Source organism: Bacillus sp. (in: firmicutes), assembly GCA_012842745.1.
GTDB lineage: Bacteria > Bacillota > Bacilli > Bacillales > Bacillaceae_J > Schinkia.
In genome coordinates this window covers 213,640-226,976 of record DUSF01000056.1, presented here as the reverse complement: position 1 = coordinate 226,976, position 13,337 = coordinate 213,640, and the positions used below count along the sequence as shown (strand labels likewise).

At 37.8% G+C, this 13,337-nt stretch carries 12 protein-coding genes; all 12 read right to left on the bottom strand.

The features are described from left to right. Positions 1-62 precede the first annotated feature (62 nt). Positions 63-530: a hypothetical protein gene (locus tag GX497_16150; protein ID HHY74723.1), complete on the bottom strand. Its 468-nt coding sequence runs from the start codon at positions 528-530 to the stop codon at positions 63-65. After that, positions 523-2,076: a tRNA (N6-isopentenyl adenosine(37)-C2)-methylthiotransferase MiaB gene (gene miaB, locus GX497_16145; protein ID HHY74722.1), complete on the bottom strand. Its 1,554-nt coding sequence runs from the start codon at positions 2,074-2,076 to the stop codon at positions 523-525. Before miaB ends, GX497_16150 begins: the two co-directional genes overlap by 8 nt. Positions 2,077-2,274: 198 nt before the next feature. Beyond that, positions 2,275-3,141 carry a 2-oxoacid:ferredoxin oxidoreductase subunit beta gene (locus tag GX497_16140; protein ID HHY74721.1) on the bottom strand — a complete coding sequence of 289 codons (867 nt, stop codon included), beginning with the start codon at positions 3,139-3,141 and terminating at the stop codon, positions 2,275-2,277. 1 nt (position 3,142) lies between these two features. Further along, positions 3,143-4,882 carry a 2-oxoacid:acceptor oxidoreductase subunit alpha gene (locus tag GX497_16135; protein HHY74720.1) on the bottom strand — a complete coding sequence of 580 codons (1,740 nt, stop codon included), beginning with the start codon at positions 4,880-4,882 and terminating at the stop codon, positions 3,143-3,145. Positions 4,883-5,100: 218 nt separating this feature from the next. Then, positions 5,101-6,030: a membrane dipeptidase gene (locus GX497_16130; GenBank protein ID HHY74719.1), complete on the bottom strand. Its 930-nt coding sequence runs from the start codon at positions 6,028-6,030 to the stop codon at positions 5,101-5,103. 86 nt (positions 6,031-6,116) lie between these two features. Next, positions 6,117-6,377 carry a stage V sporulation protein SpoVS gene (gene spoVS, locus GX497_16125; GenBank protein HHY74718.1) on the bottom strand — a complete coding sequence of 87 codons (261 nt, stop codon included), beginning with the start codon at positions 6,375-6,377 and terminating at the stop codon, positions 6,117-6,119. Between the two features lie 111 nt (positions 6,378-6,488). Next, positions 6,489-7,289 carry a TIGR00282 family metallophosphoesterase gene (locus tag GX497_16120; protein ID HHY74717.1) on the bottom strand — a complete coding sequence of 267 codons (801 nt, stop codon included), beginning with the start codon at positions 7,287-7,289 and terminating at the stop codon, positions 6,489-6,491. Between the two features lie 69 nt (positions 7,290-7,358). Beyond that, entirely contained in the window at positions 7,359-8,918 is a 1,560-nt protein-coding gene (gene rny / locus GX497_16115) for a ribonuclease Y (protein HHY74716.1), read from the bottom strand. A gap of 262 nt (positions 8,919-9,180) precedes the next feature. Further along, positions 9,181-10,224, bottom strand: a complete 1,044-nt coding sequence (recA, locus tag GX497_16110; GenBank protein ID HHY74715.1) for a recombinase RecA — start codon at positions 10,222-10,224, stop codon at positions 9,181-9,183. A gap of 178 nt (positions 10,225-10,402) precedes the next feature. Next, entirely contained in the window at positions 10,403-11,644 is a 1,242-nt protein-coding gene (locus tag GX497_16105) for a competence/damage-inducible protein A (protein HHY74714.1), read from the bottom strand. A gap of 17 nt (positions 11,645-11,661) precedes the next feature. Further along, positions 11,662-12,240, bottom strand: a complete 579-nt coding sequence (gene pgsA, locus GX497_16100; protein HHY74713.1) for a CDP-diacylglycerol--glycerol-3-phosphate 3-phosphatidyltransferase — start codon at positions 12,238-12,240, stop codon at positions 11,662-11,664. Between the two features lie 129 nt (positions 12,241-12,369). Beyond that, entirely contained in the window at positions 12,370-13,329 is a 960-nt protein-coding gene (locus GX497_16095) for a helix-turn-helix domain-containing protein (protein HHY74712.1), read from the bottom strand. Between the last annotated feature and the right edge of the window lie 8 nt (positions 13,330-13,337).

The window sequence follows — 13,337 nt, the reverse complement described above, 5'->3', positions numbered from 1 at the left end:
TGCCTATCTGTAAATTGAAAAAGGCTGGCCCTTAAAGCCAACCTTTCCTCACTTTTTATATACTATTTTTGTTTCATTTCTTCTGGAATTAAATGATCATGTTCACAGCCACCTTCTTGATGGCATCCTGGTTCTGAGCCTGTTTTACCTTGCAAGAGGTCGCCGCCTGTAGATATGATGATTTCGTTCGTAACCGTTTGTGAGATGGTACTAGAAACAAGCTGTAATAAGTCATTCACAATCGTTTGTGATTGCTTAAACTCAGTTACTACAGGAATTTCATCTAGCTGGGCCATCAATGATTCGATTTTATCATCAACTTTCTTTAGAGCTTCAGGCTTATTGTAATGTTTAAAATTTACCGCTTGCTTTTGGTAGCTTTTAATATCACTCATTAAGCTGCGAACTTTTTCATTTTTGTTAATGGCAGCCTCAGCTTTTTTAAAAAATTCAACTTCTTCTGTTTCTGCAATTAGTTTTGCAAGCTCAGCCGCTTTTTCTACTACTTGTGATTTTGTATATTTAGCCATTATATGTTACCCCCATCGTTTCTTCTACCATTTCTCCATTCAATGACCATGTTTTTGCCTCTATAATTTTCACTTTGACAATTTGGCCAATGGCAGATTTTGGACCTTTAAAGTTTACTAGTTTATTTTTTCTTGTATAGCCTGCTAATATGTCGGAGTTATTTTTACTTTCTCCTTCAACAAGAACTTCTACAATTTTGTCTTGATATTCTTTGTTTTTCTTTGCAGAAATCTCATTAACAAGACTATTTAGACGTTGTAATCGTTCCTTTTTAACTTCCATCGGGACATTATCTACCATATCTGCTGCAGGTGTCCCTTCACGCGGAGAATAGATGAATGTGTAAGCACCATCATATTCTACTTCACGATATAATGACAATGTATCTTCAAATTGTTCCTCAGTTTCATTTGGGAAGCCAACAATGATATCCGTTGTTAATGCAACATCTGGGATTGCCTTTTTTATTTTTCGAACAAGTTCTAAGTAATGCTCCCTTGAATACTTGCGGGACATGATTTTCAGCATTTCTGTGCTTCCTGATTGAACAGGTAAATGAATATGATTCATTAAGTTGCCACCTTTCGCCAGCACTTCGATTAGATGATCATCGAAATCACGCGGATGGCTTGTTGTAAAGCGAATTCTTGGGATGTCAATCTTGCGGATTTCATCCATTAAATCGCCTAAACCATATTTTATATCGTCAAAATCTTTTCCATACGCATTAACATTTTGCCCTAATAACGTAATTTCTTTATACCCTTGGGCGGCTATGTGGCGAACTTCGTCGATAATATCTTCAGGGCGACGACTTCGTTCCTTTCCTCTAGTATATGGAACAATACAGTACGTGCAGAATTTATCACAGCCGTACATTATGTTGACCCAAGCTTTAATCTTTCCGTTTCTTACTTTCGGCAGATTTTCAATGACATCGCCTTCTTTAGACCAAACTTCAACGACCCGTTCTTTGCTTAACATTGCTTCTCTTAAAAGCTGCGGAAGACGATGAATATTATGCGTTCCAAAAATAAGGTCTACTTGTTGGTGTTTTTGAAGAAGACGATTGACCACCCCTTCTTCCTGGGACATACAGCCGCATACTCCTAAGATAAGATCTGGTTTTTCTCTTTTTAATTGCTTCAAATGACCAATTTCACCAAACACTTTATTTTCGGCATTTTCACGGACAGCACAAGTATTTAGTAAAATAATATCAGCTTCCTCGGTAGAATCCGTGCTTTCAAATCCCATCTCAGAAAATATGCCTGACATTACCTCTGTGTCATGTTCATTCATTTGACAGCCATATGTGCGAATATAAAATTTCTTGTCTTTGCCAATGGCCATCATATCATCTGGAATATCATAGCCACGCTGGAATTTGACTTCTTCTTTCCCCCGTTTTTTCGCATCTTTTAATGATGGTGGTTGATAAGTAGACTCAAAATATTTTGCGTAGTCCTGATCGGATTTTCTGTCCGAAGGATTTTCAGCTACTTTAATTTGTGCAGTTTGCTCTAAACGTTGTTTCTCGTTCATGAATATCTCCTTTCATTATTGCAATAAACAGTAATAGTACATTTTAACATACATTTACTAATTATAAACTGTTAATTTCAACTAAACAATATAATATATCACTTGTCTTTTTTTGGACAAATAGTAAGCACGAATATTAAAAAGATGCTGCCAAGCGCACGAAAAAGCTGACCCAAATCGGTCAGCTTTTTCAATATATTACATAAATTCCTTCACCAATTCATTGAACTTGTCTTCAGAAATTTTAAGGTCTGCATGAACAAGTGGTGTTTCACTGTATCCATGTACAAGCTCTTGATATGATTTTTGCTCTTTATTTTGATAGATAATACCAGTTACAAGTCCATGGTTATCCATCAATGTTTGCATTGCCATGTTACGGTTCGATGGGTCATACCCTTCAAAATCACTTAACTTCTTAAGATTTTCTTTATACCAATCGTAAGTGTTCACCTTATTGTATGTTACACAAGGGCTAAATACGTTGATTAAAGAGAAACCTTTATGGTTAATGCCTGCTTCAATGATTTCTGTTAGTTCTTTTAAATCGCTTGAGAAGCTTTGGGCAACAAATGTTGCACCAGCTGTTAACGCCATTTCCATCGCTTGAATAGACTGCTCAATAGAGCCTTTCGGTGTACTTTTTGTTTTGAAACCGAAATCACTGCGTGGTGATGTTTGACCTTTTGTTAATCCATAAATATGGTTATCCATTACGATGTATGTCATATCGATGTTACGACGAATGGCGTGGATTGTATGAGCCATACCAATCGCGAAACCATCACCGTCACCGCCAGCAGCAATAACTGTTAAATCTTTATTAGCCATTTTAACACCTTGAGCAATTGGCAACGAACGTCCATGAATACCATGCACACCGTAAGCATTTACATAGCCTGAAATACGTCCGGAACAACCAATTCCTGAGATCAGCGCAAGTTCATGCGGCTCAACACCTACATTGGCAACAGCACGTTGAATTGCAGCTTGAACTGAGAAATCCCCACATCCTGGACACCAGTTAGGTTTAACACTATTACGAAAATCTTTAAATGTTGCCATCTTATAACAACTCCTTAATTCTGTTGTAAATTTCACTAGGTAGGAATGGATTTCCGTCATACTTCAATACACTTTCTACCTTATTGTGATTTCCTACGTTTAACTTAAGGATTTGTGTTAACTGTCCAGTCGCATTATGCTCAACAACAACAACTTTCTTTGCTGCATCAACTAATGGTTGAATTTCGTCAACTGGGAATGGATGAATTAAACGAACTTGTGCATGGTTCACTTTAATACCATCTTGTTCAAGACGTCCCATTCCTTCTTCAATAACACCAAGTGTTGAGTTGAATCCAAGCACTAGAACGTCAGCTTCATCATGCTTTACATTTTTAAGAACAGCATTTTTAAACTTAATGTTCTTTAACTTACGTAGACGCTTGTCCATTTGATCTTTACGATTTGTAGGAGCTTCAGATGGTCTACCAATTTCACTATGTTCAACACCAGTCATATGGTGAAGTCCGTTTTTCATTCCAGGTACTACACGTGGTGAAACGCCATCTTCAGTTACAAGGTAACGCTTGAACTGTCCGTCAGGTCCATCAGCCACTAATTCAGCATTAAGGTCTAGCTTGCCACGACGAATTTCAACTTTTGAATAATCTAAAGGTTCTACTGTTTGTTTACCTAAAGATAATTGTAAATCTGTTAATAAAATAACAGGACATTGATACTCTTCAGCAAGGTTTAATGCTTCTGCAGCATCGTAAAATGCTTCTTCAACAGTACTTGGCGCAATTACGATTTTAGGGATTTCACCATGTGTACCATAAATCATCGCCATTAAATCAGATTGTTCAATTTTTGTTGGTAATCCCGTACTTGGACCACCACGTTGCGTATCAACAATAACGATTGGTGTCTCAGTCATACCAGCAAGACCAATTGCTTCCATCTTTAAAGAAAGCCCTGGGCCTGAAGAAGCAGTAATCGCACGAACACCACCGTAGTTCGCACCAATTGTCATTGTACAGGCAGCAATCTCATCTTCTGTTTGAATAACAGTTCCACCGAAATCAGGAAGTTTCTTAATTAAATATTCCATGATTTCAGAAGCCGGTGTAATTGGATATGCAGCCATAAAGCGGCAACCACCAGCCACAAAGCCCATTGCGATGGCATCGTTACCAATCATAAACAAACGCTTTTTACCATCTGCTTTTTCAAGCTGCATTGTAGAAAGTTGAGCCCCAGCTTGATTTTTAATATATTCATAGCCCTTTTGGATGGCTTCCATATTTTTGTCAACGACTTGTTGGCCTTTTTTGCCAAAGATTTCTTCGACCACTTCACGGAATGATTCAATAGGTAATTCCATAACAGCACTTGATGCACCTACGGCTACCATGTTTTTCATTAAGGAAGTGCCTAATTCTGTTGCAATGTCAGTAAATGGTACTGAATAAAATGTTACTTTAGAACCTTCAGGAATCACTGGATTGAATTTGGAATCAGCAATAACGACTCCGCCTTCATGCAACTCATGAAAGTTTACATCGATGGTCTCTTGATCAAATGCAACTAAAATATCAAGATCATCAGAGATTGATCGAACTTGACTCGCGCTTACACGAATTTTGTTGTTTGTATGGCCGCCTTTAATTCGGGAAGAAAAATGGCGATAACCGTATAAATAATAACCTAAACGATTAAGAGCAGTTGCGAAAATTTCCCCTGTACTCTCGATTCCTTCCCCTTGTTGTCCGCCAACTTTCCATGAAAGTTGATTGATCATCTCTTACACCCCTTTTGAATGTACATTTATGATAAATGTTTAGCGTATTTAAGTGTAGCACAATTCCACAAAAAATAATTACCAACTTCACCAAAAAATTTGAGTAAATTTTTGTATGGAAGGGTACTAAACGTTTACAATTCTAGACGTATAACTCAAAAAAATCAAGTCCTTCTCTCACATTTTTGACAAATTTGTGTATTAATTTTTTAATAAGGTTATTTCGGGAACTTATCCGCAAAATTTTGATAACAAATTTTAAAAACCTGCTCATTAGAAAAGTGTTTTTGCAGTTCAGAAATGAGCTTTTTGTAACAGCTAAAATCCTCTAATCCATTGACAGTTTCCTCTATTCCATCAAAATCAGAGCCCAATCCAATATTATTTTCACCGCCTAAAGAGCAAATATAATCAATATGCGAAATAACATCATTAATATAGGCATTTTGTTGATTTTCACTTAAAAAATCTGGAACAAATGTAATACCTATGACTCCATTTTTTTGAATAATCGCTTTTATTTGCCTATCTTTTAAATTTCGCGAGTGTTGAAATAGCGAGTAGGCGTTAGAATGTGATGCAATCGGAAACTTCGCTAACTCAATCGTATCCCAAAAGGAAGCTTCACTTAAATGGGAAACGTCAGTCCAAATTCTTAAATAATTATTTAATTCAACAACTTCCTTACCGAAATTCGACAAACCGCCATTTCTTTCTTCCAAAACCCCGTCTGCCACTGCATTGGCATAGTTCCATGTCAATCCTACAGAACGGACACCAAGGCGATATAATGTTTTCAATTTTACAAGATCATATCCGATAGCATCACAGCCTTCTAATGTTAAAATAGCCCCAATTTCATCATCCTTAAGTTGTTCAAGATCTGCCTTTTTTAAAATAAGTTTTAGCTTTGAATGTACGGTAAGCACTCTTTCGTAAAAAATATCGACCATCTCTAATGCCACATCAAATCTGTCATTAAATCTTACACTTTCTGGTATATAAATAGCGAAGCATTGCACTTTACTGCCGGCAAATACTAAATTTTTGTAGTTCACATGAAGAATCTCACTATCTTTGAATGAAATTTTATTATTTAGCCACATTTTATATAAAACATCACAATGAGCATCAAAAATTTTATTCATATATTTTTCACCTCTTAAAAAAAGGGGTCTGACCCCACAATACGAATGTGGGGGTCAGACCCCTTTTAAAGTCAGCATGATATTTTCTAGCGTGGTTCAACAATTAATTTAATGGCTGTGCGTTCTTCGCCGTCAATTAAAATATCTGTAAAAGCAGGAATACATATTAAATCGACTCCGCTCGGTGCAACGAATCCTCGTGCAATCGCAACTGCCTTAACAGCTTGGTTTAAGGCCCCTGCACCAATTGCTTGGATCTCAGCAGCGCCCCGTTCACGTAAAACCCCTGCAAGTGCCCCAGCTACAGAATTAGGATTAGATTTTGCTGAAACTTTTAATATTTCCATTCCTGGTTCCTCCTCGTATGAATAAGTAAATCTAAAAACATTTCTTCTTCTACTATATTCACGAAATTCCCAGTTATTCCTGCCTACTTCTAATAATTTTTCAAAAAAGTTTTAAAATTCACTCAAAAACAAATGGTCATCATTTATTAAAATTGTTTCAATTTTTTGCGCTTTTCCGGTTTTCGGGTCAATATCAACAATAACACCGTTCAATTGCTCACGCCCAGATGCTACTTCAAATCTTACCGGTAGATTTGTGAGAAATTTTTTTAAAACAGCTTCCCGTTCCATTCCTAGAATGCCATCATAAGGCCCGGTCATCCCCGCATCTGTTATATAGGCAGTTCCGTTAGGAAGAATCCGTGCGTCGGATGTTTGAACATGTGTATGTGTCCCAACAACAGCCGATACTTTACCATCTAAGTACCATCCCATCGCTTGTTTTTCACTCGTAGCTTCCGCGTGGAAATCTACAAAAATAATATTTGTTTTTTTCTTTATGTCCGCTATTAATTCGTCTGCTTTTTTAAATGGGCAGTCGATAGGAGGCAAAAAAGTTCTCCCTTGCAAATTAATGATGCCAATTTCAATTCCATTAAGATTCAAAACAACATGCCCTTTGCCAGGTGTCTCTACAGGAAAATTAGCAGGTCTCACCATATATTTGGCATGATCAATAAATTCAAAAATATCCTTATTATCCCATGTGTGATTACCAAGTGTTACGGCATTGGCGCCTGCTTCTAAAAAGGAACGATATATCTTTTCTGTTATTCCTTTTCCAGAGGCAGCGTTCTCACCATTAATGATCGTGACATGGGCTTTATATTTTTTTTGCAATTTTGGTAAATAATGTTTTATCATATCTCGTCCAAGAGATCCAACAACATCTCCAATAAATAAAATTCTCAATTTGGTAGCCCCTATCTTTATTCTATTTCGTAGTAACAAAAGAAGTGGTGAAATATTCACCACTTCTTTTTATTTTGCATACTCGACCGCGCGAGTTTCACGTATAACAGTCACTTTTATATGACCAGGATAGTCTAATTCACTCTCAATTCGCTTCCGAATATCTCTCGCTAATTTATGTGCTTGCAAATCATCAACAGTATCCGGCTTAACCATAATTCTAATTTCACGGCCTGCCTGAATGGCAAATGATTTTTCAACACCTTCGTATGACTCTGAAATTTCTTCAAGCTTTTCTAATCTGCGAATATAATTCTCTAACGTTTCACTTCTTGAACCAGGTCTTGCAGCGGAAAGGGCATCTGCAGCAGCCACTAACACTGCTATAGTAGATGTCGCTTCTGTATCACCATGGTGTGAAGCAATACTGTTGATTACAACTGGATGCTCTTTATATTTCGTGGCAAGCTCTACACCAATTTCAACATGGCTTCCTTCCACCTCGTGGTCAATCGCTTTGCCGATATCATGGAGAAGACCTGCCCTTTTCGCTAAAGTTATGTCTTCACCTAATTCTGCTGCCATTAACCCCGTTAAATGAGCAACTTCCATGGAATGCTTTAACACGTTTTGGCCGTAACTTGTCCGATACTTTAACCTACCAAGAATTTTAATTAAATCAGGATGTAAACCGTGAACACCAACTTCAAACGTTGATTGTTCTCCGACTTCACGGATATGTTCATCGACCTCACGTCTAGACTTTTCAACCATTTCCTCAATTCTAGCCGGATGAATACGACCATCTTGAACAAGTTTTTCCAAAGCTAATCTTGCTGTTTCCCGTCGAATAGGGTCAAAGCCAGATAAAATGACTGCTTCAGGAGTATCGTCGATGATGAGGTCTATTCCTGTTAAAGTTTCAATCGTACGAATATTACGTCCTTCCCGTCCGATAATTCGACCTTTCATTTCATCATTAGGCAAATTAACGACAGAAACAGTTGTCTCTGCAACATGATCTGCTGCACATCTTTGGATGGCTAAAGAAAGGATTTCCCTTGCTTTTTTGTCAGACTCTTCCTTAATACGATTCTCATTTTCCTTTATCATCATTGCAGCTTCATATGAAAGCTCTTTTTCAATATTATCAATGATAATTTGTCTAGCATCTTCCCTAGAAAGGCCTGAAATTCGTTCAAGTTCTGCTTGCTGTTGACGAACCATTTCATCCATTTTGCTTTCCAACTCTTCAATATGCTGTTGTCTTTTGACAAGAGATTCTTCCTTCTTTTCAAGTGTTGCTTCACGTTTGTCTAAGCTTTCACTTTTCCGATCAAGTATCTCTTCCTTTTGCATCAATCGATTTTCTTGTTTCTGTAGCTCGCTCCTTCGTTCACGGATTTCTCGTTCCGCTTCTGTACGAATTCTATGATTTTCATCCTTTGCTTCAAGAAGCGCTTCCTTCTTGGATGCTTCAGCTTCACGTTTGGCATCATCAATAATTTGCTCAGCTGCATGTTCTGCACTAGAAATTTTTGCTTCTGCAATGGATTTTCTAACAAAATAACCAACAACTGCACCGACAAGTATGGCCAGCAAAACGGAGATGATAGTTATTGGGTCCATCATTTCACCTCCTCTTGCTATCGACTTGTACATCTTTTGTGAACAATAAAATCATTCTCGTTTTGATGTAAGCTATCGTTCGCTTCTTACATCGAAATTTTCAACATACAGCACATGTTCTTCATAATTTTCAATATCTAAAAATAGTGAAATTATACATACTAATTGTAATTGTGGATATTTGCATTGTCAAGTATCATAGCTTTGTTGCTTGTAACGTGCGCTAAAAAAGGCTTGGTTTTTACACCAAGCCTTTTCACTGTTATTCAAAGAATTCCTCTTGGGCAGCTGCGTTTTCTACTTCCGCAACAGGTACTACTTCGTCTAATCCGTAATGAGCGCGGACTTGCATTTGAATTTGCTGAAGAATATCGGGATTTTCTTTCAGAAATTGCTTTGCATTTTCACGGCCTTGTCCTAAGCGTTCTTCGTTATATGAGTACCATGCGCCGCTTTTTTGGACAATGTCTAGCTCTGAGGCAATATCAATAAGCTCTCCTTCTTTAGAAATTCCTTCTCCATACATAATATCTACATCAGCTGTTTTAAATGGTGGTGCCACTTTGTTTTTTACAACTTTAATTTTTGTTTTGCTTCCAACCATTTCAGTGCCTTGCTTAATTGTTTCAGCACGGCGCACTTCGAGACGAATGGAGGAATAGAACTTCAACGCCCTGCCCCCAGTAGTAGTCTCAGGGTTTCCAAACATAACCCCAATTTTTTCACGGACTTGATTGATAAATATGGCAATTGTTTTTGATTTATTAATACCACCAGACAGCTTACGTAATGCTTGTGACATTAAACGCGCTTGTAACCCCATGTGGGAGTCACCCATTTCGCCTTCGATTTCCGCTCTTGGTACTAATGCTGCAACAGAGTCAACAACAATAATATCTACGGCTCCGCTACGTACGAGAGCATCAGCAATTTCGAGCGCCTGCTCACCCGTGTCTGGTTGGGATAACAGAAGCTCATCGATATTAACGCCTAGCTTTTCTGCGTAAATCGGATCGAGCGCATGTTCGGCATCAATAAATGCCGCAGTACCTCCTTGTTGTTGTACTTCAGCAATCGCGTGGAGTGCTACAGTTGTCTTTCCTGAGCTTTCTGGTCCGTACACCTCTATTATCCTTCCACGCGGATAGCCACCAATTCCTAGCGCGATATCAAGTGCTAATGACCCGCTTGATACGGTTGCTAGTCTTCTATCTGTTTGCTCTCCTAATTTCATAATCGAGCCTTTACCAAATTGTTTTTCAATATCCCTCAATGCTTTCTCAAGGGCAGCTTTACGATCGCTCATAAAAATGAATTCCTCCTTCTCTTAAACTATCACTATCATACCTGTTTTTTTTCATTTTGCCAACTTTTAAACGAACATTTATTCGTCCATTTTTCATGGTAAATACCTTAAAGAAATCCAATTTTCTCTTAGAAAAAATAAAAAATTCAGAAGGAAATCCCCCTGAATTTTTAATTTCTCAATCTGCTAATAAAATTTTTAACAGGTAAAAGAATCCGTGCTTAACCGTTCTCGTTCGAATCACGTCTCGATTTCCTGCTAATTTTAGCGGATAAACCTTTGTTTCTTCCCCAGTGATTGAAATACCAACAAACACTGTACCAACCGGTTTGCCCTCTTGTTCATCTGGACCGGCCACACCTGTAAAACTAATGCCGATATCGGTATTTAAAAGCTGCCGAACATTTTCCGCCATATAGTTGGCACAATCTTGACTAACAACACCTTGCTCATAAATTATTTTTTCTGGAACTTTCAAGACATTCCTCTTAACCTCAGTATCGTAGCATACAATGCTTCCTTTAAAAACAGTAGAGGCCCCCGCCAAATTCGTTAATTCCTTCGAAAAGGCCCCGCCTGTTAAACTTTCAGCACTCGCAATCGTCATGTTCTTCTTTTTTAATAATTGGAAGAGCTCTTGATAAAGGGTCGAATCATTATATCCATAGAAATAATGACCCACTCGTTTTTGAATCGCGCTTTCAACGTCATCTAGCATTTTGCGGGCTTTCTCTATAGATAAATTCTTAGCTGTTAATCTTAACATTGCCTCACCGTCTTCAATCAACGGAGCAATCGTCGGATTTGTCTGCGTTTCAATTAAACCTTCAATCTCTGTTTCAAGCTGCGCTTCGCCAATACCGAAAAACTTGAGTACTCTTGATTCAATACATTCGTTGATTTCAAGTTGTTCTAATAAAATTTTGCGCCCATAGTTCTTATACATTGGCTTTAATTCTGAAGGTGGCCCGGGAAAAAGCATATAAATACAGTCACCACAAACTAAAGCTAGTCCTGGAGCCGTGCCAAAATCGTTCGACAGTATAGTCGAGCCTTCAATCACCAATGCCTGTTTTCGATTATTTTCTGTCATTTGCCGATGCTGCTTTTTAAAATAACTAGCGATTGTTTCTAGCACATTTTTATCTTCAACTAAAGGAAGCGCCAAAACAGAAGCTAGTGTTTCCTTTGTTAAATCATCTTTCGTCGGTCCGAGACCACCGGTGAAAATAAGTACATCCGATCTATTTCTTGCGGTTTCAATTACATGTTTTAAGCGCGCTTCATTATCACCAACAACTGAATGATAAAATACATTTATGCCAAGCTCTGCCAGCTCCTTTGATAAAAACTGGGCATTCGTATTGGCGATTTGTCCAAGAAGGAGCTCCGTTCCAACAGCAATAATTTCCGCATTCACGTCCTTAAAGCCCCCGTTTACTTTGAATTTTTAAAAACATCCCTATTTTTTGCAAAGTAATCCCATCCAGAAACAACGGTAAGAATCACCGCAATCCAAAGCGCAATTTCACCTAACGGAATTCCGAATCCTTTAAATGGTACATTATGAAGTAACAGTGCAGAAATTGCAATAATTTGGAAAACTGTTTTCAACTTCCCCATTTGGCCTGCCGCCATAACTTGCCCTTCACCAGCAGCCACTAATCGTAAGCCTGTCACAGCAAATTCACGGCTGATGATAACAATCACCATCCATGAAGGAGCAAGCTGAAGTTCTACTAACACAATTAAAGCGGCTGACACAAGTAATTTATCTGCTAGCGGATCAAGAAACTTACCTAAGTTTGTCACAAGATTGTACTTTCTTGCTAAATGTCCGTCAATCCAATCTGTTGTCGAGGCAATAATAAAAACAAAAGCACCTATTACATGAGAAACAGGCAGTGATTCATTGATTAGATAAAGGTCGCCAAAACCAATAGGAGCTAACATAAACATTAAAAAAATCGGAATAAGAATGATTCTTGATATCGTAATTTTATTCGGTAAATTCAAGTTTAAATCCTCCGTTCCTATGATAAGCAAAAAATAGCTGTCTAAACGCGTCAGGCACATAATACCAGCCATGTAAATTCAAGTGGTATTACGTTTGTGGATGCCAGACATGTTTTAGACAGCCTCCTCTCATTGTTGGATTTCTTTATTAAAAGTAATCTTGATTTTTTGATGTACCTTTTCGCTAGGTGGAAATGGGAATTCAAAATCCTGTCCATTGATTTTAATAGCCACATCTAAAGTGCGTCCAATGTTTAATTCAATTTCTTGTTCTTCTGAAAAATCATAAGAAATCTTTTCACCTTCTTTTAACTCAGCGCCATAAAAAGACTTCCCTTTTCCATTTTTAATTCCAATGTAACTGTTGCCCGTCGATGTTAGTTCAACCATAAATTGATTTATGCCTTTAAGCTCATATGTTGTGGTAGGAGAATTCCCAGTTTTTTGGCCAATTTGATTCAATTGCTGAACTGTTGCCGTTTCCTCAGGAAGTGGCTCTGTATCTTCAAGGTTCGTTTCTGTACCATTTGGCGTTTCTTCTATATCAGTTGGCACTTCATTTTGCTGTTCTTCTTCACTTGGGACTTCTGTTTCCTCATTTGGATTAACAATCGTTACATTTTCATCTTCCTGACTTTCAACAACATTTTCCTCAAGTTTTCCATCCGCATTATTTTGCCCATTATTTTTTTGAAAATATAGCCAAAAAAAAGCGGCTACACTAACGACTAAAACAACAACTAGCAGCTTCGGGAGGATGGAAAAAAATAATGAAGAAGTATTTAAAACCGGCGTTTGCTTCTTCTGTGCCCTTGATAAGCCACTAGTAACCTCTGTTTCTGTTTTTGGTACCTCAGAGGCAAACTCATCAAAAATTTTCTCAGGATCAAGGCCAACAGCTTCAGCATACTGCTTAATAAATGCCCTTGCATAAAATTTTCCAGGGAGAATATCATAGTTTCCGGCCTCAATAGCTTGTAAGTATCTTTTTTGTATTTTCGTTATTTCTTGTAATTCATCAAGGGTAAGATTTTTTAGCAATCTCGCTTCCTCTAATCGTTTTCCCAATTCAGTCAATGATAACACCATCCATTTAA

What these genes read in the sequence shown, in the direction of transcription:
- GX497_16150 (HHY74723.1), bottom strand. Translation starts at nt 530, where the DNA reads ATGGCTAAATATACAAAATCACAAGTAGTAGAAAAAGCGGCTGAGCTT.
- miaB (HHY74722.1), bottom strand. Translation starts at nt 2,076, where the DNA reads ATGAACGAGAAACAACGTTTAGAGCAAACTGCACAAATTAAAGTAGCT.
- GX497_16140 (HHY74721.1), bottom strand. Translation starts at nt 3,141, where the DNA reads ATGGCAACATTTAAAGATTTTCGTAATAGTGTTAAACCTAACTGGTGT.
- GX497_16135 (HHY74720.1), bottom strand. Translation starts at nt 4,882, where the DNA reads ATGATCAATCAACTTTCATGGAAAGTTGGCGGACAACAAGGGGAAGGA.
- GX497_16130 (HHY74719.1), bottom strand. Translation starts at nt 6,030, where the DNA reads ATGAATAAAATTTTTGATGCTCATTGTGATGTTTTATATAAAATGTGG.
- spoVS (HHY74718.1), bottom strand. Translation starts at nt 6,377, where the DNA reads ATGGAAATATTAAAAGTTTCAGCAAAATCTAATCCTAATTCTGTAGCT.
- rny (HHY74716.1), bottom strand. Translation starts at nt 8,918, where the DNA reads ATGGACCCAATAACTATCATCTCCGTTTTGCTGGCCATACTTGTCGGT.
- recA (HHY74715.1), bottom strand. Translation starts at nt 10,224, where the DNA reads ATGAGCGATCGTAAAGCTGCCCTTGAGAAAGCATTGAGGGATATTGAA.
- GX497_16095 (HHY74712.1), bottom strand. Translation starts at nt 13,329, where the DNA reads ATGGTGTTATCATTGACTGAATTGGGAAAACGATTAGAGGAAGCGAGA.